The following is a 21030-nucleotide window of genomic DNA, read 5'->3' on the forward strand; positions in this document are numbered from 1 at the left end:
TACGCTTCATCGTTATGTCATAACAAAAAGAGCCCGGGGCCATTGCCCCGGGCTCTTTCTGTTCGAATAATAGATTGGACTTATCAGGCATTGTCCAGGCAACCTGGGAACATGCCGGTCGTGATTGCGATTCGGTTCCAACTGTTGATCAAATTGATCGCAAAAATCAGATCCACCGTTTCTTTTTCACTGTAAAACGTCAAAATCCGGTTAAACAGTTCTTCAGACACTCCGCCCTTTGAAATCAAAGTAACAGCTTCTGTTAGCTCCAGAACCGCCTTTTCTTTGTCCGTATAGCACGGCGATTCTCTCCAGACGCTTACCAGGGCAATCCTTTGCTCCGTTTCGCCCAGCTTGCGCAGCTCATTCGTATGCATATCGAGACAAAAGGAACAGCCATTGATTTGCGAAGCCCGAATTTTGATCAACTCGTATACAATCCGGTCCAGTCCGCTTTCTCGGACATGGCGCTCCAGTTGGCTCATCGCACGGTATACTTCCGGATTTGCAGTGTAATGGTTCAGTCTCATTTTCATGATTCATTCCTCCACCTTGGATATATTTTTGTCTTCAAATAGATAGACAGGTGGAGAAAGGTTTTTGTGACCGAAGCCCACAGTCATTTCTTTGCCGGTACGTGGATTAGCTTGTCCGGGTTGGTTATCAGGTAGATATTCACAATATGACCTGTGTGATCCCCTTCAATAAGAATGACTTTCACAGCGACCCCGTTCCGGTATAAAACTAGCCCTTCTTGACCATTGATCAAGGTCGGTACCAAATCGCCCTCCATAGAGCCTTTTTTCGTAATCCCGGCCCAGAAAGCGATGATCCGTTTTCTCGAGATGATCGGATGAATAGCCGAGCGGACTTTACCTCCGCCATCGCTCCACATCACGGCGTCTTCGTTGAACATCTCCAGCAGGGGAGCAAACTCACCTGTACGCGCTGCTTTTAGGAAGGCGCTAACCCAGCCGGGGACAATTTGATCGCTCGGTGGCGATTCAGGCGGTACCGGTCCCAGTTTCTTTCGAGCCCGGCTTAACAGCTTCCGGCATGCCGCTTCATTCTTCCCCAGTATCGATGCGATTTCATCATATTCTATGCCAAACGACTCCCTCAGCACAAAAACGGCCCTCTCTTGGGGAGAAAGGTGTTCCAGCATGGTCATAAACGCATACGAAATTTGTTCCTCTCTAAGTATGGGTTCATCCGCCGCATGAGATGTCTGCAGAAAAACGGGCTCCGGAAGCCAAGTGCCAAAGTAAGTTTCACGCGACAATCTAGGGGATTGTATAGCGTTTAAACTGCGGTTTACGACCGCTCGCCTAAAATAAGGCCCCGGGGCGCGAATATGTTCGAGTCCGGCGGCATTTTCGAACATTGCCAAAAATGTCTCCTGAACGATATCCTCGGCTTCGACCCAGGATCCCGTCAACCGATAAGACAAGGCGGTCAGGTTCGACTTGTTCTCATGATAATATTGTTCCAAATCAGTGGTCACTTTGACGGGCCCCCTATACACTTCACAAGTAACATCGAGTCTGTTTTTTTTTACTATATCAAATAAAAAAAGCCTTGTCCTGCGGAATCAGGACGAGGCTCTTTCGGTGACACAAACTTAAAACTTGAAGATATGTATCGTTTTTTGAAGCTGGAATACCGCATTTTTCATCGCTTCGGTTTCATCGGCCATGGCCTGGATCGACGTAATTTGCTCGTTCATGGATGCGGATACTTGTTCCGTACCGGCAGCGGACTGCTGAGTAATTGCCGATATGTTCTGGATGGATGCGGAGATGTTATGAGCGCTTTCCAGCATCGATTCGCTTTCTTTAGAGAAGGCGGAAATCTGTTCCGTAATATATTGTACGCTTTGCACGATTTCTTGGAAAATCCGTTCCGCTTCATGAATCATATCATTTTGCTGGCGAACGACTTCTTCGTTGATCTTGATGTTCTGTCCCGCAAGTTTGACGTCTTGTTCAATGCTGCGAACAAGATTAAAAACTTCTTTGGTGGAGGAAGTGGATTCCTCGGCCAATTTACGTACTTCCTGAGCAACTACGGCAAATCCGGCACCATGTTCTCCGGCCCGAGCAGCTTCGATGGAAGCGTTAAGCGACAAAAGGTTTGTCTGTTCGGCAATTTCCGAAATGGTAGCCGTAATCTTGGTGATTCCCCGGGCGTTTTTCGCAAGCGCTTCGATCGAATCGGCCACTTTTTCGGTCGCTTCAATATTTCTGCGCATGCCGTCCGCCTGCATGGATACGGAATCCCGGCCTTGTTCCACCAGCTTCAGCATTTCAATGGACCGGCTGCTCATTTCCCGGGTGGAATCCGTGTAGTTGCTCACTTTGCGTTCGATTTCGCCGATGGAATCTTTCATGCCGCTCACGTCTTCGGAGATTTCGTTGGCCCCTAGAGCAAGCTCATTGGAGGAGTGGCCTACCTGGGTCATGACGCTGATGAGCTCCTGATTCCGGTCCGCGATGCTGCGGCTTGAATCCATAACCTTGCGCGTAATTTCCGATGTCTCCTGCAAAATTTTGCGAAGCTTGTCCACCATGCTATTGAAGGCGCGATTCAAGTCTTCCATGCCCCCGGATTCCATGATTCGACTGGTGAAATCCCCTTTGGCAATTTTTGCCGAAGCATTGGTGATATCCTCGAAAGAGCCTGTCAGCGCATTTTGCAAATAACGAGTGAGCGGATAGGTAAGCGCTCCCAGAACTACGATCAGGATGATCCCCACAAGCAACTTACCGACGATTGTGAATACGATCAATGCCGGAATGGCAAAAAGCGCGGCCACAAGATAACAAGCAGCGGAGATTTTCTTGGAAAGAGGAAGTCTGTTGAACCATGACATAGGTATTATGCCCTCCTTGTAAATTAGGATATATCTACCATGATTATAACATCGACAGGGCAATGGGGATAGGACCAAAAAAAAATTAGAATCAAGAAATAGGCTGAACGGAGCTTAAAAAAAAGAAATGAATATCCATGTTCTCATTTGGTGAAATTACCTGTTACTAGGCAGATTGTTGCTTGCTTGACTCCATGATCTGATCATAGTTATATAAAACATACATTAATGCCTTGAATTTGAAATATTAGAGAATGAAATCAATTTTATAAGATTCAAATATTGAGAGAAGGAGATCAAAATGAACAATCATGGAAATGCTGGATCGGCCACATTCAAACGATGGCCTATTGTAATGGCGCTTCTTATTGGCGCGTTTGTCTCCATCTTGAATCAGAATGGCTGGTTACCGGGTTTATGCTGGTGAACGGCGTGCTGATTCCGGTCAGTGCCTATCTCATGGAACGATTCACAACACGCACCCTATTTATCTCGGCAACTACCTTATTTGCGATAGGTACGCTGGTGTGCGGAATCGGGTCCAGCTTTGTCATGGTTTTGATCGGACGTCTTATCCAGGCAGCAGGCGCGGGGGTGCTCATGCCACTGATGACTGTCGTGTTCTTAACCATCTTCCCGATTGAAAAACGCGGACAAGCGATGGGGACGATGGGGATTGCCATGATTTTTGCTCCTGCCGTCGGCCCTACCTTATCAGGCTGGATCATTGAGCATCATCCATGGAATATGCTGTTCTGGATCGTATTGCCGTTCTCGGTGCTGTCCATTATTTTAGGCTTTATATTTATGAAGAATGTAACCGAAGTATCCCGTCCCAAGCTGGATTCCTTATCGATCGTATTGTCAACGCTTGGCTTTGGCGGCGTGCTTTACGGTTTCAGCGAGGCGGGCAGCGAGGGATGGGGGGCGACGGAGGTTGTTGTCAGTCTGATTGTGGGCGTAGTCGCGCTTGTTCTGTTCCTCTGGCGCCAGTTGGCAAGCAAACATCCGATGCTGGAGTTTCGGGTATTCAAGTACAATATGTTCTCTCTGACAACGGTAATTAATGTCGTGGTAACGATGGCGATGTACGCAGCGATGATTCTGCTTCCGATTTATTTACAGACGATCCGCGGCTTTTCTCCGCTTGAGTCGGGATTGCTGCTGATGCCTGGGGCTATTTTGATGGGGATCATGTCTCCGATTACGGGGATCATCTTTGACAGAATCGGCGCACGTTGGCTGGCGGTCATCGGGTTGGCCATCACGATCGTAACTACTTGGGAATTCAGCCGGCTCACAGACAGCACGACATACACCCATCTCATCCTGATGTACACCGCCCGGATGTTCGGCATGTCCATGCTGATGATGCCGATTCAAACCGCCGGGTTGAATCAGCTTCCCGCGAGACTAAATGCTCATGGCACAGCTATGTCCAATACATTGCGAACGATAGCCGGTGCGCTGGGTACCGCCTTACTGGTATCGATCATGTCTTCCCGGACCAAGGATCGGATTACGGAGCTGGTCCTTTCGGCAGGCATTAATCCTAAGGATCCCGCGAATGCGGATCTGATGGCTCAATTTACGAATGAGGCGACTATTTACGGCATAGATTATGCATTTATCATTGCCACGGGTATTACCGCCGTCGCTTTTGTCCTGTCGTTCTTCATCCGGAAAGTGAAGATCAACCGGGAAGGGCAAGGCAAGGAAGTCGAAGTGAAGCCGGCCAAGGCTTAAGTTAGTATAGTTGAAGAGTATATAAAACAAGCTGAATGCGGGCAGGGCGGGTACCCTGTGGCTTCAGCTTGTTTTATTGTGGTTGGACTATAGCTATAGAGAGGTCACAATTGAAGGAGGCACCTTTGGCACCTTCATTGGATAAATTCCAATGAGAGGCTCCAAGGAGGGGGAATTCGTGAGGCTTGACTGGATAATTTCCAATCAGATGTCCAAATTTCCCGCAAAAGCAGCCAAATCCCCGGCTTTCATTGGATTTAATCCAACGACAGCGCTGGGTCGATAAGAAGAGGCTTAATTTCATTGGATATATTCCAATGAACTCACAGTTTCAAAAAAGATAGGGCCGGAATCATTGGGAAATCCCCAATAATTCCGGCCCTTTAAGTTGCTCTACCTATGGCAATGTAATTTACTGATCCAATCACGAGACGCTGGCAAAGCCACGCTTCGTCATTGGCTGTGCAGTGAATTAGCCAAGCGTTACGACAACTTTATGGACGCCGCCGTCGCCGAACGGTGCAATAATGTTGCCTTCTACGGCATTGCCGTCAACCGTCATGCTCTTCACGCCTTTGGATACATGATTCGGGTTGTTGATTTGGATCACGTAAGTGTCACCGCGGAATACGCGGGTGATTTCAAAGCCGTCCCAAGCTGTAGGAATACAAGGTTCTACCTTCAGACCGTTGAAGTCCGCTTGAATACCGAGGATCGCTTGCGTGATCGCTACATAGTTCCAGGCAGCGGTACCGGTCAACCAGGAGTTTTTCGCTTCCCCGTGGCGGACCGCATCCTTACCGGCGATCATTTGCGAATAAACGTATGGTTCCATGCGGTGAACTTCACTGATGTCTTCCAGGTAGGCCGGAGCGATTTTCGAATAAACTTCAAACGCTCTGTCGCCATTGCCGAGTACAGTTTCACCGATCATGATCCATGGGTTGTTGTGGCAGAAAATACCGGCATTTTCTTTGTAGCCCGGAGGATACGTAGAAATTTCACCCAGGTTCAGATAGTACTTGGAATACGGAGGCTGCTGCAGCACGATACCGTATTTCGTGTCGAGTCTTTCCTTGACGGAAGTCATCGCCTTAGCGGCAAGACCTTCTTCTACGCCGATACCGGCCATGACGCACATACCTTGCGGCTCGATGAAGATTTGACCTTCTTCGTTTTCCTTGCTGCCGATTTTTTCGCCGTAGTGGTCGTAAGCGCGCAGGAACCAGTCGCCGTCAAAACCGTGCTCGAGCGTGATCGCGCTCATTTTCTCCGCTTGGGAAACGGCTTCATCAGCTTCGTCTTCCAGGCCGCGCATCCGGCAGATTTCCGCAAAGTCAGGGCTCACATAGACGAACAGGCCTGCGATAAATACGGATTCAGCCGTACCGCCTGCAATGTTCTCGGTGGTTTGGAACGATTCGCCCGGTTCCTTGGAGAAGCAGTTCAGGTTGAGGCAGTCGTTCCAGTCCGCACGGCCGATGAGCGGCAAACCGTGAGGTCCGAGGTTGTGAATAACATGATAGTAAGAGCGCTTCAAATGCTCGAACAGGGTGGCAGTGTTGTCCGGATTGCTGTCGAACGGAACTTGTTCGTCCAGAATGCTGACATCGCCGGTTTCTTTAATATAAGCGGCTGTTCCGAGAATCAGCCACAAAGGATCGTCATTAAAGCCGCTGCCGACTTCGTTGTTGCCCTTTTTGGTGAGCGGTTGATATTGGTGATATGCGCTGCCGTCTTCAAATTGCGTAGCGGCGATGTCGAGAATCCGTTCTCTGGCGCGCTCCGGAATTTGATGTACGAAGCCGAGCAAATCCTGGTTCGAATCGCGGAAGCCCATACCGCGGCCGATGCCGGACTCGAAATAGGAAGCGGAACGGGACATGTTGAACGTAACCATACATTGATACGGGTTCCAGATGTTGACCATCCGGTTCAGCTTGTCGTCGCCGCTGTTAATTTGGTATTTGGACAGCAAGTTCTCCCAGTAGGAAGCAAGCTCTTCCATAGCGCGATCCACATCGGCGTCGGTAGCGAACTTCTCGATCATCGCTTGAGCCGGTTTCTTGTTGATGACGCTAGGAGCTTCCCATTTGTCTTCTTCGGCAACTTCAACATAACCCAGAATGAAGACAAGGCTTTGTTCTTCGCCCGGTGCAAGGGTCAGCTTCACTTCATGCGAGCCGATCGGGGACCAGCCGCTGGCCACGGAGTTGGTTGCCTTACCGGCTACGACAACTTGAGGTTCATGCAGGCCGTTATAAAGACCGACGAACGATTCGCGATCCGTATCGAAACCGTCGATGTTCCGGTTGACGGAATAGAAGGCATAGTGGTTTCTGCGTTCGCGGTATTCGGTTTTGTGGTAGATGACGGAATCCTTAACTTCCACTTCACCGGTGCTGAGGTTACGCTGGAAGTTGGTCATGTCGTCCTGGGCATTCCAGAGACAGAATTCGGCAAAGGAGAAGAGGGAAACCGTCTTCGTAGCCGAGCTTGTATTTTTAACGGTCAAGCGGTGTACTTCGCCGTTGTAGCCCAGCGGAATGAAGGCGAGCTGGTTGACGGAAATGCCGCCGCGTTCCCCGGTGATCGAAGTATAACCAAGACCATGACGGCACTCGTAGAAGTCAAGATCGCGTTTTACAGGCATCCAGCCCGGTGTCCAGAAATCGTCGTTGTCATGATCGCGCAGATAATAGTAACGGCCGCCGGTATCCAGCGGTATATTGTTGTAGCGGTAACGGGTCAAACGGCGCAAGCGGGCATCACGGTAAAAAGTATAGCCGCCGGCTGTATTGGAGATCAGTCCGAAAAATTGCTCGTTACCGAGATAGTTAATCCACGGATAAGGGGTTTGTGGCGTGTTAATCACGTATTCTTTGCGAACGTCGTCAAAATGTCCGAATTTCATGAATAAAGTCTCTCCCTTCGTTTATGAACGCGCGTTTATTTTAGTGAAAAGGATCGCCTCGCCAATAAGGTGAGGCGTTTACGCAGCTGTAGCAGCGTCTAATTCCCGGCCGGTTTGCAGGAATCCCTAATTACGAGTCGGGCGGGAAAACTTACCGTGCTGAAGGTTGGTTCTTCAGCATTGCAGAGGCCGATCACTTTCTCCACAGCCGCTTTGGCCATATCGTCGATCGGCAGTTTGACCGAAGTCAGCTTGGGAGTGATTCGGGCCGAGAGCTGTACATCATCGAAGCCGATCATGGAAAGATGGTCGGGGACGCTGATCCCATGCTCGGCAAACGCTTCCATGGCCGATATCGCCATGTCGTCATTCGAGCTGAACAGGGCGGAAGGTAATCTGCCGCTCTCGGCCAGTCTTGAGGCTTCCCGGTAGGCGGTTTCCTTCAGAAAGTCGCCTTCCAGAATGAATTCGTCAATAATCGGCAGCCCATGCTTCTTCAGCGTGTTTTCGTAGGCCATATAGCGTTCCCGACCGGAGAAGGTGTTCATTCTTCCTTTGATAATTCCGATTTCCCGGTGACCGAGTTCAATCAGATATTCGATCGCTTCGACCGTTCCCTCGTAATCCATGGAATTGATGACCGCCAGATGATTCTTATTCAGGCGTTCAGCCATAATTTCCGAGATATCGTAGTCGATAAGAACGAGCGGTGACTCCTGGCTGACCAATTCGCTAACGAGCTCAATGTCCTTTTGCGTTCCTACGAGAATGCCGCCGTCAATCCGCTTTTGCAGGAAGGCCTGCTTGATCTTTTGAAAATCGCCCGGTGAGTAAACGGTATGGATAAGTACATAGAATCCACGGGCGTTCGCCGTGTCGACGACGAGATCGACGATCGGGGCAAAGTAGCTGTTTTGGTAAATGCGGCTCGCGTTTTCCTTCTCGTTCATACTGATAGCGAACAGCCCGATCGTATCGGTCCGCTTGCCGGCCAGCGCTCTGGCAAAGCTGTTGGGTTCGTATTGGTACTGCTCAATGACTCGCAGGACCTTGGCCCGTGTCGCTTCGGGAACGTTGGAATAGTTGTTGATGACGCGGGATACGGTACTGCGGGATACCCCAGCCAACTTGGCAATATCTTCGCTGCGCATAAAGGCTCCCCTCTTTCTTATAAACGCGCGTTTATAACCCTATTGTAGTAGAAGTGTCTCCGTAAATCAATTCCTTATTTTGCACCCGCAGTTCCAAGAATTAAATAATCCCGGAGCCTTATATGGCTCCGGGATTTAAAGTACTGCCGATTACTCAGCGGCATCCGTATGATTCGGATCCAGATACTTTTCAATGAAATGAATCGCTTTATCCTGGTTCTCCGATTCGTATCGTAAGGTGATGATCATATCCTGCATAGCTAGCGGCAGCTGTTTGGCGAGAGGGCTGTCGGTAACCCGGATGCCGTAGATATGTTCCTCGGTTTCTTCTTCTTCGCGTCCTTTGATGAGGTTGTCCTCTTTTAAGAGCGGCTTAAGCACACCATTTGCTACGGAGTCGAGGTTCATCAGAGCGCCGCCTCCGCCCAGCCAGTTGAAGGAATTCTCGTCCAAAATATAAACATCCGGCTTCTCGGTTGCTACAACAGCCATAGCTTTCTGCTGGAAGGCTATATCGGTCATTCCGCCGCCTTCTCCTTGCGACGGTAAATAGGTAAGAACGACCTTCAGCCGTTTCCATTCCGGAAACTGTGCAGTCATGGCCTTCTCAAGCCCTTCGTCGCCGCCTTGACTCTGATCGGACATATAATTACCGACAAACATGATCGATAAATCGATCGGAGGCAGGGCAGCCAGCCTCTTTTGCTCTTCCCGGTGGTCGATAAAGGCGTTGATTCCGAATATCAGCGCAGCGACTGCGATAATTCCGATAATGACCTTCGTTTTATGTAACCTGAAGAAATCATCGATTTTCTCGGCGGTACCGGCAAAACTTCCCCATTTATCATAACGCTGCCGGCTCATCTCATTAATTTTGCTGCGACCTTCATGCTCCACGATCATTTTATAAGCTTTGAATTTGAGTTCATACTCGCTATCTCCGGATTCTCCATCGGCCGGGTTCTTCACTTGCCGGGAGCGGGATTTTCTAAGCAGAATCTCAAAAGCCTTCTCTACTTCCTCTCTGGAAGCGTTCTCGGGAAGTCCCAACAGTTCATAAGCTTGTTTCAAATCGTCCATCACTAATCTCCTCTAGTTATGTGTACTCTATCATTCATTATACTTTGTAATTCGAAGGAAAGAAAATAGAGGATTCGGAAGGACAGCAGGGACGCGAAATAGGGAAGCCGCCAGGAGACACTCGGGTCCCATGACGGCTGATGTTGGCACACGTTTGCTTATTGTTGAACGCGGCGCATGGATAGAATGGCGTCATGCCAGTATCCGGTGTCGATCGAGCTGATTTCCACGCCGGGGTCGCCCCAGGTATGGATCATTTTCCCGTTTCCGATATAAATGCCGACATGACCGGGAATTTTATCGTTTTTAAACCGGCCCGGGACCGTAAAGAAGATCAGATCACCGGTCTGAAGGTTGGATCTTTCTACGGGAGTCCCCAGCCTTGCCTGATCCCGGGCGAGACGAGGCAGACTGATCCCGAACCTTTTGAATACATGACGTGTAAAAGAGGAGCAGTCGAAAGCTTTGGATTGCTCATAGGTGGAAGCTCCGAAATCGTAAGGTACACCCATAAACTGCTTCGCGTAGGATATAAGCTCGTCCCGGTTTCCGGCCAGGCTGAGGATACCCATGCGCTGCAGACCCTTTTGCTGCGGGTTGCTGTCCGAGGCTCCGCCGTCATCCTTCATTTGGCCGATATGGAGATTACCTGTCCGTTTGTCATACCGTACATCGGTTTGAAGGAGATCTCCCAGCGCTTCTTCGGTCAGACAGACTTGTCCGTTTTGCGTAATCGGTGCTTGGGAGAGGGAAATTTGTTTGCCGAAAGATACGGCGTGCCTTTGACTGGGCTGGACTTGAAACATGACATCCGAATATCCCATCTGGACCATATTGTCGCTTTCCCGCAGACGCAAACCAAGTGACTCGGCAACCTGGCTTAAAGGCACCCACGAAGTATTTGCCTGATCTCCGCGGCCGTCGGAGCGGATGATGGGATTCTCAGAGGAAGGAACTGATTTCGCGGATGGTCCGTTATTATTACCCCCGCAAGCCGTTAAGGAGGCCAATATCATGCCTGACAATATAATAAGCATGGCCCTATTTGACATCTTACTGCGCATGATCTATCGCACCCCAATCATTTGGTTACAGGTCCTTGGCCTTATAAAAAGTCTATCGCCGCCGGACCGCTTATTCTGAGTATGTAAAAGTAAGAGATTTTTATGTATGGAAATTAAAATTCCCCCGAACTTCCCGCAACCTGCGTTTGTCAGAAGTCCGCAGAATATGTGACCGGGCAGGGTGACTTTTGAACCTGCATTTTGTATAATCCTTACCAGGTTGAGAGAATGGATTAGGCTGAAGGGAGATTTTGAGACATGACACAATTTAAAGCATTCGAAGGAAACTTTCAGGGAGAAGTCGCGGTTTTTCTGCAGGCGGGAAAATATGAGGCGATTATGATCCCAGGGGTCGGCGGAAATCTGCTTTCCTTCCGTGACACCGAAAGCGGTTACCGTTTTCTGCGTGAGCCGGCGGACGGGGAAATGGAGGATTTCAAAAGCAACCCGGGCATTTACGGGATTCCAGTGCTATTTCCGCCCAACCGGTATGAAGACGGGTTGTTTCCATGGAAAGGGGAAGTTTATCGTTTTCCGGTAAATGAGGACGCGACGGGCAACCACTTGCACGGTTTCTTGCATACGGCGGAGTGGAAGGTGGAAGAATTCGGGCAAACGAAGCAAGAGAGCTATGTAACCGTTGCAGCTAAGGTGGATGAGCAGCATGCCGCTTATCAATATTTGCCTTTCCGATTCACGGTGAGACTGAAATATGCACTGAGCGAAAACGGACTTTCGCAACATTTGTTTGTCCGGAACGACGGTGACAAGGAGATGCCTTGTCTGCTGGCTTTCCACACGGCGGTCAACGCTCCGTTTGCGCCAGGCAGCCTGGCGGAAGATTACAAGGTGAAGCTTACGATCGGGGAGCGCTGGGAGCTTAGCGACCGTATGCTGCCGACAGGTAAGTACCAGCCTTTGACCGAGGATGAGTTGAAGCTGAAGGGAGAAGGGTTGTATCCGTTCTATGCACCAATGGATAACCATTACACCGCAGTTGCGCAAAACGGAAGAAACCGGATGGAATTGACCGATACGAAACTTGGCGTAACTTTGGTTTATGATGTAGGAACTTCCTATAAACAGTGGATGATTTGGAACAATGGGGCAACGAAAGGATTTTTCTGTCCGGAGCCGCAAATCAATCTTGTAAATGCTCCGAAGGTGGAGTTGCCTGCGGATGAAATCGGGCTCTTCGGTTTGGCTCCCGGCGAAATTTGGGAAGAAACGGCTCGCTTTTATTTGAAATAATCCTAAGTAAAGAAAAAGCAGCCGATTCCATTCCGCGGAATCGGCTGCTTTTCTTGCGTCAGGGCGGTTAAACGACTTGATTGATTTCGGAAGCTCTTTGGCTTCCTGCGTCCGGAAGGAGACGCTTGATCTGTTCCAGGTTTCTTCTCGGAACATGAATCGTTTTGATACCGTGCGTTTCATCGCGGAACATCACTACATTGTCCCGGATTTCCGAAATTTTAAACAGATTGACATAACAGTTGGTGCTGATGCGGTAAAACGAGGAGTCCGATACGAGCTTGGATGTTTGCTCGGCAGTGAGTCTCTGTTTTATACTGTAATTTCTACCGTGAAAACAAACCAATCCGTGAGCCCCGATTTTGAAGAAATAAGTATCGTGCGGATTAAGGTCCTCATATACATCTTTCTTCTCCGGTCCGACATTCATCATTCCAAATTCCCCCTTTAGAAGATGTTGTGGAAGCGCTTGCAGTATACCATATTTTTACGGGTTTGTGTAGGGGGGACTGTTTAAATTTTTAAGAAGTTTAGAGAGGACAAGCTGGACTTTTGCGTAGAATTGCGGAAAAATAAAGGGAGAAATAAATTTAAGGAGGCAGTTTATCTTGTCACAAATCAAAGAACGCCTGCTGTTGTTCGTCGGTTCCTATGCCGAGGCGGCAGATCCCGGAGTTTATGTATATGAATTGGATGTGGAAGCGGAACAGTTCCGCCGTCTGGACGCTGTATCCGGCATGAAGAATCCCACCTTCGTATGTGTGAATGCCGAGAACCGTAAAGTTTATGCCATTTCGGAAGGCAAAACGGAGGGTGGGGAAAGAACCGGCGAGGCGATTGCGTTTAGTGTTGCATCTGAAACGGGAACGCTGTCGGAACTTAACCGGATAAGAACCATCCAGCCTTCGACCTCACATATACAAAAAGATGATGCCGGCAAATTCGTTGCCGTATCCGGATATCACGGAGGCAACGTAGGGTTGGTCAAACTGGCAGCCGACGGCCGTTTATTGGAGCTGTCCGACGAGCAACAACATGAAGGGCATGGAGCGGACCCTGTAAGACAGGATCGCCCACACCCCCATTCCGCGCGTTTCAGTCCGGACGGCCGGTTTATGCTTGTCGCCGACCTGGGCCTGGATCTGGTGCGCACTTATGCTGTCGATCAAGAAGCAGGAACGATGAAGCCGGTGTCCGATGCTCAGACGCCCCCGGGTTCCGGTCCGCGTCATCTCGCTTTTCATCCCGACGGAAAGTACGTCTATTCCATCAATGAAGTCGGAAATTCGATTACAGCTTACAAGTTTGACGCGGAGAGCGGAGAATTGACGCCTTTGGAAACACTGTCGACGTTGCCGGAAAATTATGAAGGCGAGAATACGACCGCGGAAATCGCCGTGTCTAATGACGGTCGATATCTCTACGGCTCGAACCGCGGGCATGACAGCATCGTTCAATTCAGCATCGACCCGGAGAGCGGCAAGTTGTCCTTGGTGGAGCATGTGTCTACCGAAGGCGGGCATCCCCGTCATTTCGCTTTGACACCGGCTGGCGATTACCTGGTGGCTGCCAATCGCGATTCCGACAACCTTGTTCTGTTCAAGGTGGACCGGGAAAGCGGTCGATTGCAGTTTACCGGACGTACGGAAACCGTCTCCAAGCCGGTTTGCGTGCAGCCTGTATTGATTCCTCTGGCTTAGAGTTTCAGTTATTTCGCAAACAGACCGGACTGTAGGATTCCTTCCCACAGCTGTTGAAATTGCGGAATATCGAGCTGCTGGGCTGCGTCGGATAAAGCGGTTTGCGGGTCCGGATGCACCTCGGCCATGATTCCGTCCGCACCTGCGGCAAGCGCCGCTTTCGCGCAAGGGAGCAAAATGTCTTTGCGTCCCGTGGAATGGCTAACATCTACGAGTACAGGCAGATGGGTTTCCTGTTTCAGTAGCGGAACCGCGGAAATATCGAGTGTGTTACGTGTCCACTTCTCATAAGTGCGGATACCGCGTTCAATGAGCATGACCTTCGAATTTCCGCCTACCGCGATATATTCCGCGGCGTGAACGAACTCCTCCAGCGTTGCTGCGATTCCTCTTTTCAGTAATACGGGGATGTTTGCTTCGCCCGCGGCTTTTAACAGCTCGAAGTTCTGCATATTTCTGGCGCCGATCTGAATGATGTCGATGTATTGTTCGGCCAGCTCGATATGTGCGGGGTGGACAATTTCACTGATTGTCGCCAGCCCGAATTCGTCAGCAACCTCTTTAAGCATTTTCAAACCTTCTATGCCAAGACCCTGGAAGTCGTAAGGGGAGGTTCTCGGCTTGAAAGCGCCGCCCCTCATTACTTTAATGCCAGCATCCTTTAAGGCGGAAGCGACTGTTCTCAATTGTTCATAAGATTCCACGGAACAAGGTCCCGCGATCATAACTTGGGAGCCGCCGCCAATCAGGGTTCCTTGAACATCGATGACCGTGCTTTCAGGCTGTTTTTTGCGGCTTACGAGCAGTTGGCGTTTATGGTCTTCTTCCTGAAGATTGAGCGAGGCTTTGAAGATTTCCTTGAAAATGTGTTTGACCTCCGCATCCTTGAAAGGACCTGGATTTTTCCGGGTCAACTCCTCAAGCATGGCTCTTTCCCGTACAGGATCGAATTTCGGAACCCCTTGCTTCTCTTTGATTTCACCGATCGACCGGACGATCTCGGCCCGTTCATTCAGCAGCATAAGCAATTCGTGATTGATACCGTTCAGCTTTTCCCGTAATTCTTCCAATGTGTGACTCATAATCCGCTTCACTCCTTATCATTTGGCGCTTGAAAAAACAGAAAAGGCTGCCTATCAAGGGACGGATTTCTCCGCGGTACCACCCTTGTTAGACAACCTTACAGTTTCTCAGCTTGGACACGGATAACGGTGTGCGGCCGGAGTTCCCTACTGCCGATAAACAGCGTTCAGGAATCGACTCGGGAGCGAACTTCGGCGACGCGGCTCCAGCGGGGTGCTCTCAGTCTCCGGCACCACCGTCCCTGTTTGGACGCATTCGCTTACTTTTCTCCGTCATAGTCCTTAGAATCATGCATTACGTAATTTATTCGAGATTATATGCTGAGACAATCAAATTGGCAATAACTTACACTCAAGCGCGAAAACTGTGAAGCTGTGTTGCGGTAAAGACGATCGATGTTTCTTTCCATAGAAAAAAATCAATGTATTATAAAGTGGACGCTGCCTGGTGACTTGCTTTTCAGGCTCGTGCTCGCTTAAGATGAATCCATAGGTTATTTTTCGAAGTTTACTCATAAGGGAGCAGGTTGCTTATAATGACGTTTTTTAAAGAACTGTTTCAAATTCCGGGTTTTCGGCGAGTGCTCGCACTGCTATTCGTTGTGTTAGTGCTGTACTATTCGAGAAGCATGCTTAACATGGTGCTGATTACTTTTATTCTTACGTACCTGATCAACCGTCTGCACAATTTCATTACGCGCAATGTTGACAAAGTGGTACGAATAAACCGAAGTATTACGATCCTCCTGATTTATGTCATCATGATTACACTACTGGTAGCCGCCATTTATTATTACCTTCCGGTTTTCATCGCCGAATTGACGGATCTGGTAAACCAGGTAATCTCGTTCTACGACAATCCACCAAGCAATTTGCCTGACAATCTCATATTGAATTTTCTGGTCGAGTCACTTAAGGACATAGACCTGTCCGCTTATATCGACAGCGGCTTCAATTTCCTGCTCAGCACGATTTCCGATATTGGCAAATGGAGCCTGAATCTGTTTGTAGCGATCGTTCTAAGTCTGTTCTTCCTGCTGGAAAAAGAAAAAGTCACCAACTTCACCGCGAAATTCAAAGCAAGCCGGATGTCCGGCCTGTTTGTGGAGCTGGAGTATTTCGGAAAGAAATTCGTCCATTCTTTCGGTAAGGTGATCGAGGTTCAATTTTTGATCGCGCTGGTGAATTCGATCCTTTCCACTATTTTTCTCTGGATCTTCGGGTTTCCGAATCTGATCGCGCTGGCCATCATGATCTTCCTTCTCGGGCTCATTCCGGTCATGGGCGTCATTATATCACTCATCCCGCTTTGTGCGATTGCGTTTAAAATCGGCGGATTGATCAAAATTGTCTACGTGCTGATCATGATCGCTGTGGTGCATGCGGTGGAAACATACTTCCTAAATCCAAAATTTATGTCCAACAAGACGCATTTGCCTATCTTCTATACCTTCTTGATTCTGCTCGTTTCGGAGCATTTCTTTGGAGTCTGGGGTTTAATCGTGGGCGTTCCGATCTTTATGTTCTTGCTTGATATTTTGGAGGTACCGGTTGGAGGCGGAAAAAGGGTGCCGCCGGCCGTAACTGAAGAGAACTAACTCGATCCGGGGAATTTGGAACCATAATTATAAGAAAACGGGAGGATCCCTGGAGTCAGGGGCCTCCCGTTTTTTGTGATAACAGTCGAGCCGATTTTATTTAGGTTGGACCCATTGAATTTGGTTGTTCTGGTAATCCATCGTCGGATGCCCGGAACCCTTGCTTTTCCAGGTACGAGTAATCATCTTCTTTAATTTTTCCGGAAGTGCCTCTTTCAGCTTGGATGCTTTCTCAGCTTCGAGCTTGCCTTCCGCGACAGCTTTGTCAATATTTTGTACCGCTTTTTCATTGAGCTTTTTGAGGTACTCCTCCTCGCTCCAGCCTTTGGTTGATTGAGCGACTTGAAGGAGAGATTTGCCTTGCTTGAGCTGTTCGATTACCACTTTGCTCTCGATCCCTAGCAGTTCTGCAGTATCCTTGACGATATGCCCGCCATGGAAATGGCGAAACGGAGGGTGCGGATGCTTGACATGGGGGTCTTTGGACTCCGGCTGAGTCGTTGCATGTACGGGTTGCTGAGCATTCGCGTACGCGGAGCCCGACGCAGCGGGGGCCAAAGTGAGCATTAGGGCCAGACTGCTGGCGGCGGCAAGACCTTTCAGTTGTTTCATAGACTTTTTCCACCTCTTCGTTTAGAATAATTGGGTCCTACATACCCTTATTGTTGACAAAATGAGCGGAAACCTTTCAATTCGGGTAAAAATGAGATGAGAGAGAAGTAAAGGGGCGAGTTCAAAAAGTCAGGTTTTCAGGACCGAGAAGGTTGGATGAAGATAGGGACTGAGTAGCGGAGCGTACATCAGGTACGTGAGCAACGGAAGGCCCGGCTGAATTCAAGATTCGACGTCGAATGCGCTTCATAATCTGCTTCGTCGTGGAAAGATGACTTTTTGAACAACCTCTAACAGGAGGAATTTGTTGTGACGTTTGGCGCTAGAATGCTAAAGACCGGATTGGCTGTAACACTGGCTTTGTATTTGGTCAGCTGGTTTAATTTATCTTCTCCGGTAATCGCGGCGGTCGCCTCGATATTTGCCATGCAGCCTTCCATTTACCGCTCATGGAGATACTTGATGGACCAATTGCAAACCAACACCTTAGGCGCCATTTTGGCCATGGCCGGCGGTTTGTTGTTCTCCAATGAGCCGATCGCCGTGGGATTGGTATGCATTCTTGTAATCATGATTTGTCTGAAACTAAAAATGGGCGAAACGATAGGGATTACGCTGGTTACGGTCGTAGCCGTCATGGAGGCCTCCGGTCAATGGGAGTTTGCATTGAACCGCTTTGCTTTAAGTTTGGTGGGGATCGTCTCCGCTTTTGTAATCAACATCATCGTTTTTCCGCCAAAACCGAGAGTACAATATGTGAATCAGATCAAGGAAACCTTTGAACAGCTGTCCCTGTTGCTTCGTACTGCCGTTTCCGACGAAATCAAGGAATCGGTATTCCGCGGCGAGAAACGGAAGCTTGAAGATTCGATCAACTCTTTGTCGGATAAATACAAGCTGATGGAAGAGGACCAGAAGAAGCTCAAAACGCCGAAATTCAGCGAGAGCAGGCAGCTTGTAGTGTACAAGCAGATGCTCAAGGCGCTGCGCAAAGGCTACGGGGTGCTGGATGCCGTGGAACAGCATTATTTTCAGGCGGTGCGAACTCCGGAATTGAACAAGGAATTTGACATGCAGTTGGAGAAATTAATAAAATTCCATGAGCATATCATGTTAAAATTTGATGACAAGTTGAAGCCGAACAATAAAGAGGCCGAACAATTTGAGCATGATAATGATGAGTTTTTGAGGGGAATGCTGGATCGTTATGCCACGCAGCGGCAAGGGATCCTGAGGCTGTCGATCGTATCTGCGGAAATGTATGAGTACGGGCATCAGTTAGAGCGGCTAAACCGTTTGGCGGATCATAGCCAAGTGCCCGTGGAATCCTAAAAAAGTAATCGCGGGCCTGCGAAACAAACGTGATTTCTGACATCAAAAAAAGTCCTGCCGAATGGCGGGACTTTACTATTTCAGGTGTAAGGTTTAAAAAAATCAATAATGAGGTTGAAATTATCGCATAAAATGGATACAATGAAACATGGACTGTAGAAATAATGATACGAACAAAAATATCCTAATAGAATTATATCATGGATATTTTGGAATGTCAATAGGTGATTCACTCAATAATCTAGACCGTCTAGAAGTAGTTTACCAGAAGGAGCGATCATTGTGAGCGGAACGGACAATGCTTGGCAGGAAGAACAGCAGCGCGTGGAATATGTGGCAGACCGGATTGAGGACAATATTTCCCGGCTGGAACGGGAGGTAGGATCCGTCCGTGGAGACGTCGTAACCATGCGGAAGGAGTTCTGGGATGAGGTTACCGTCAACTTCAGCGAAGCGGATGATGTGGGGGAAACATCGACAAGCTTGCGTCAGCAATCCCAGGTGTTGTCGGAAAGAGAGAAAAGCCATCAGCATGCTTCTGCTGCATTAGACAAAATGAAACGGCTGAAGCAGTCGCCGTATTTCGGGCGGATCGATTTTGCCGAGGATGGTTATCCCGCAGAGCCAATCTACCTTGGAATTGCTTCCCTTCTGGAGGAAGGGGACGAAGCTTTTCTTATTTATGACTGGAGAGCTCCGATTTCGAATCTATATTACGACGGTGTTCCGGGACCTGCTTCTTACGAAACGCCCTCCGGAAAAATCGAAGGCAAGATGCTGCTCAAACGGCAATTCGTGATTCGCGGGCGCGAGATCAAAGTGATGTTTGACACCGGCGTTACCATTGGTGACGAGCTGCTTCAGCAGGTTCTGAGCCGCAGCTCGGATGCCCAGATGAAGAGCATCGTGGCCACCATTCAGCGGGAACAGAACCGGATTATCCGAAACGACAAAAGCCGGATGCTGATCGTACAGGGAGCGGCAGGAAGCGGCAAAACGTCCGCCGCGCTGCAGCGTGTAGCCTATTTACTCTATAAGCATCGTGAAACGCTGCAAGCCGATCAAATGATTCTTTTCTCGCCGAACCCGATGTTCAATAGTTATGTATCCACGGTTTTGCCGGAGCTTGGCGAAGAGAATATGCTGCAAACAACGTTCCAGGAGTACTTGGAACATCGGCTGGGCCGGGAATTCCAACTGGAAGATCCGTTTGTGCAAATGGAATATGTGCTCTCCAGCGAAGAAAATGAGGGTTACTCGGCAAGGATCAGCGGGCTGCGCTATAAATCCTCGTCCTCTTTTTTGGATGCGATCAACAGGTATAAAGCGCTTCTTGAACGCAAGGAGATGAAATTCCGGCCTTTACGGTTTCAAGGCAAGGAAGTGATCGGTGCGGATGCGATATCGGCGGCGTTTTACGCTTTTGATCCTGCGATCACTTTGGCGAATCGATGTGAATTGCTCAAGGAATGGCTTCTTAAGGAGTTAGCGGCTTTCGGAAAATCAGAGCTCACGGAACCTTGGGTGGAGGAGCAAATTCAGCTGCTCGATACTGAGGATTACCAGAGGGCCTACCAACGCATGCGGAAAAACCAGCAAAAAAAAGGAGATCATTTTAGCGACTACGAAGAAGAAAAGACCATTTTAGCCAAAATGGTCGTAAGCGAACGGCTTAAACCGCTTCGCAGATGGGTCAAATCCCTTCGTTTCGTGGATGTGACCAAGTTGTACAGTCAGCTCTTTCAACAGCCCGAACTCATGGGGGAACTCAGTTCAGGTGAACTACCGGAAGAGTGGGAGGCGATCTGCAGTCAAACCCTCAGCAAGATCAAACAGGGCGAGCTGTATTATGAGGATGCGACCCCGTTCCTTTACTTAAAAGAAATGATTCTAGGCTTCCGCTCCAATACGGCCATCCGACATGTGATCATCGACGAGGCCCAGGATTACTCCCCATTCCAGTTGTACTTCTTGAAACGGTTATTTCCTCGTGCCCGCATGACTGCGCTGGGGGATTTAAACCAGGCGATTTATGCACACGCGTCGGTGCTTCAGCAGTCGACGGCTTTGACCGACCTCTACGGGGAAGCCGAAAGCGAGCTTATTACCCTGGTGCAGAGCTACCGGTCGACTCGCGAGATCGTCGAGTTCACGCGGGGGATGATTTACGGAGGGGAAGCTATCGTTCCGTTCAACCGGGAAGGCGAGAAACCGGAGGTCCGCTTGGTCGGAGACGAAACGGAGCTTCACGGCCGGATCCAGGACGATATTCAGGCGCTAAGGAGCGACGGTTACGATATGATCGCGGTAATTTGCAAAACCGCGGCGGAAAGCTTGAAGGCATACGAAGAGCTGTCGGCTGACCTGCCGGTCAAGCTGATCAAGAAGACAACGCTGTCTTTTGAGAAAGGAATCCACATTATCCCGGCATATTTGGCCAAGGGAGTGGAATTCGATGCCGTGCTGATCTATGACGGATCGGACCTGAAATATACGCGTGAAACGGAGCGGAAATTGTTCTACACGGCATGTACAAGGGCTATGCACTTGCTGCACGTTTACTCCGTCGGCGAACCGAGCCGGTTTATCCGCGAAACCGACAAATCGGCGTACGTCCAGATTTGACCG

General features: G+C 49.3%; 15 protein-coding genes and 1 pseudogene. 6 read left to right on the top strand and 10 right to left on the bottom strand.

Features of this window, described 5'->3' with window-relative positions; all coding sequences use genetic code 11:
• Positions 1-83: 83 nt before the first annotated feature.
• From KB559_RS08445 to KB559_RS08455, 3 genes are all read right to left on the bottom strand, one after another.
• Positions 84-536, bottom strand: coding sequence for a carboxymuconolactone decarboxylase family protein (locus tag KB559_RS08445; RefSeq protein WP_211021279.1), 453 nt, complete (start codon positions 534-536; stop codon positions 84-86).
• A gap of 83 nt (positions 537-619) precedes the next feature.
• Complete coding sequence (locus KB559_RS08450; protein WP_211021280.1) at positions 620-1504, bottom strand: sigma-70 family RNA polymerase sigma factor; 885 nt, start codon at positions 1502-1504, stop codon at positions 620-622.
• A gap of 117 nt (positions 1505-1621) precedes the next feature.
• Complete coding sequence (locus KB559_RS08455; RefSeq protein ID WP_211021281.1) at positions 1622-2872, bottom strand: methyl-accepting chemotaxis protein; 1251 nt, start codon at positions 2870-2872, stop codon at positions 1622-1624.
• 301 nt (positions 2873-3173) lie between these two features.
• Here KB559_RS08455 and KB559_RS08460 point away from each other — a divergent pair.
• A pseudogene (locus tag KB559_RS08460) lies at positions 3174-4618 on the top strand (DHA2 family efflux MFS transporter permease subunit).
• Between the two features lie 472 nt (positions 4619-5090).
• On the opposite strand, the gene KB559_RS08465 reads toward KB559_RS08460, so the two are convergent.
• The 4 genes from KB559_RS08465 to KB559_RS08480 all read right to left on the bottom strand — a co-directional run bounded on the left by KB559_RS08465 (position 5091) and on the right by KB559_RS08480 (position 10779).
• Positions 5091-7532, bottom strand: coding sequence for a glycoside hydrolase family 94 protein (locus KB559_RS08465; protein WP_211021282.1), 2442 nt, complete (start codon positions 7530-7532; stop codon positions 5091-5093).
• A 98-nt stretch (positions 7533-7630) separates the two neighbouring features.
• Positions 7631-8683, bottom strand: a complete 1053-nt coding sequence (locus tag KB559_RS08470) for a LacI family DNA-binding transcriptional regulator (RefSeq protein ID WP_211021283.1) — start codon at positions 8681-8683, stop codon at positions 7631-7633.
• A gap of 150 nt (positions 8684-8833) precedes the next feature.
• Complete coding sequence (locus KB559_RS08475; RefSeq protein WP_211021284.1) at positions 8834-9763, bottom strand: molecular chaperone DnaJ; 930 nt, start codon at positions 9761-9763, stop codon at positions 8834-8836.
• 158 nt (positions 9764-9921) lie between these two features.
• On the bottom strand, positions 9922-10779 hold the full coding sequence (locus tag KB559_RS08480; protein ID WP_247681665.1) for a C40 family peptidase: 858 nt from the start codon (positions 10777-10779) through the stop codon (positions 9922-9924).
• Positions 10780-11085: 306 nt separating this feature from the next.
• On the opposite strand from KB559_RS08480, the gene KB559_RS08485 reads away from it, so the two are divergent.
• Positions 11086-12078 carry an aldose 1-epimerase gene (locus tag KB559_RS08485; RefSeq protein ID WP_211021286.1) on the top strand — a complete coding sequence of 331 codons (993 nt, stop codon included), beginning with the start codon at positions 11086-11088 and terminating at the stop codon, positions 12076-12078.
• Between the two features lie 67 nt (positions 12079-12145).
• Here the strand turns inward: KB559_RS08485 and KB559_RS08490 are convergent, their stop codons facing one another.
• Positions 12146-12511, bottom strand: coding sequence for a LytTR family transcriptional regulator DNA-binding domain-containing protein (locus tag KB559_RS08490; protein ID WP_211021287.1), 366 nt, complete (start codon positions 12509-12511; stop codon positions 12146-12148).
• A gap of 175 nt (positions 12512-12686) precedes the next feature.
• Here KB559_RS08490 and KB559_RS08495 point away from each other — a divergent pair, with 175 nt between their 5' ends.
• Positions 12687-13778: a lactonase family protein gene (locus KB559_RS08495; RefSeq protein WP_211021288.1), complete on the top strand. Its 1092-nt coding sequence runs from the start codon at positions 12687-12689 to the stop codon at positions 13776-13778.
• An 8-nt stretch (positions 13779-13786) separates the two neighbouring features.
• Here the strand turns inward: KB559_RS08495 and KB559_RS08500 are convergent, their stop codons facing one another.
• Positions 13787-14860 (bottom strand): bifunctional 3-deoxy-7-phosphoheptulonate synthase/chorismate mutase, encoded by a 1074-nt coding sequence (locus KB559_RS08500; RefSeq protein ID WP_211021289.1) that lies wholly within the window; start codon positions 14858-14860, stop codon positions 13787-13789.
• Positions 14861-15396: 536 nt separating this feature from the next.
• Between KB559_RS08500 and KB559_RS08505 the strand changes: the two genes are divergently transcribed.
• A complete protein-coding gene (locus KB559_RS08505) occupies positions 15397-16458 on the top strand; it encodes an AI-2E family transporter (protein ID WP_211021290.1) in 1062 nt (353 codons plus the stop codon).
• Positions 16459-16554: 96 nt separating this feature from the next.
• Here KB559_RS08505 and KB559_RS08510 read toward each other — a convergent pair whose 3' ends face one another.
• Complete coding sequence (locus tag KB559_RS08510; RefSeq protein ID WP_211021291.1) at positions 16555-17070, bottom strand: hypothetical protein; 516 nt, start codon at positions 17068-17070, stop codon at positions 16555-16557.
• A gap of 309 nt (positions 17071-17379) precedes the next feature.
• On the opposite strand from KB559_RS08510, the gene KB559_RS08515 reads away from it, so the two are divergent.
• Together KB559_RS08515 and helD are read left to right on the top strand one after the other, a co-directional pair.
• Positions 17380-18402 (top strand): FUSC family protein, encoded by a 1023-nt coding sequence (locus KB559_RS08515; RefSeq protein WP_211021292.1) that lies wholly within the window; start codon positions 17380-17382, stop codon positions 18400-18402.
• A 282-nt stretch (positions 18403-18684) separates the two neighbouring features.
• On the top strand, positions 18685-21027 hold the full coding sequence (gene helD, locus KB559_RS08520) for an RNA polymerase recycling motor HelD (protein ID WP_211021293.1): 2343 nt from the start codon (positions 18685-18687) through the stop codon (positions 21025-21027).
• The last annotated feature ends 3 nt before the right edge of the window (positions 21028-21030 follow it).

Origin of the sequence: Paenibacillus sp. Marseille-P2973, from assembly GCF_018101095.1 — a bacterium.
Classification (GTDB): Bacteria; Bacillota; Bacilli; order Paenibacillales; family Paenibacillaceae; genus Fontibacillus; species Fontibacillus vini.